The following is an 893-nucleotide window of genomic DNA, read 5'->3' on the forward strand; positions in this document are numbered from 1 at the left end:
CGCCAGGCTTTACATCGAATTACGACGACAGCGTTGTGATGAACCACATCTATTTCACAGCCATCGCCAAAGGCGCCGGGCTTGCCGCGGAAATGGCCAAAGGCAGCGGCAGGCCGCGCGTCTACATCGTTGAGCCGACGGGGGAGTATGAGAACGATCCCAACGTCACAGACAAAAAGTTCCCAGGCAACCCGACGCGGTCTTATCGAAGTAAGCTGCCTTTAAAGATTGTTGGCGAACTCGAAAGCTGGGAACCCTATGACTCCCAGTTCATTCAACAACTCAGAGCGCGCGTAGAGAATGGCATGGGAAAGATCATCAATTGATGCGAGGCTTTCCTGTGAACGAACATCCCCCGGTGGTGGCCCGGTCATTTTTACGTTAAACCCCTTGATCAAATTACGAGAAAAATTACTGCAAGCATCAGAGACTCCCGGATTGCTTCATCCGTCGTTTTGCTTGTTTCGTTCGCAGTTCCATTCACCTGGGCGCTTTCAACAGGGCTTGTGTGGGCAGCAGGAAGAAATATCCCGGGCAGCGTGTCAGATACATCCATTTCCTTCCCAACCGGAATCCCGCTGGTAGCCATTATTTTCACTTCGTGGCTGGTGACTTTTTTTATTGCTCACTACCTCATGAAGTCGAAGTTACTTGTCATGCTGGTTTCAAACGTTGCTGCAGTTCTGTTTTTTGGCATCTGCGCGACCTTCCAGTTTGGCGCTGACATCTGGAGTCCACTTCCAGACCCTGGATTGACAAATCTTTTCCCCATCAGGTTCGCCTTGGCCGCTTTGATGGCGTTCGCCTGCAGTGCATTTGCGGCCATCCTTTTGGCGCCTCGTACCAGCACTCCAGTCGACAAGAACCTGCAGCACGAAGACGAAGCCCTGGAC

At 52.1% G+C, this 893-nt stretch carries 2 protein-coding genes; both read left to right on the plus strand.

Translation table 11 applies throughout. The annotated features are described in order from the left end of the window. A partial coding sequence (locus AC1D0Z_RS23050) for an NAD(+)--rifampin ADP-ribosyltransferase (RefSeq protein ID WP_477660451.1) occupies nucleotides 1-326 on the plus strand: 326 nt, incomplete at its 5' end. A 213-nt stretch (nucleotides 327-539) separates the two neighbouring features. Beyond that, a partial coding sequence (locus AC1D0Z_RS23055; protein WP_477660452.1) for a hypothetical protein occupies nucleotides 540-893 on the plus strand: 354 nt, incomplete at its 3' end.

The sequence above is a fragment of the Polaromonas sp. P1_E3 genome (assembly GCF_056405935.1).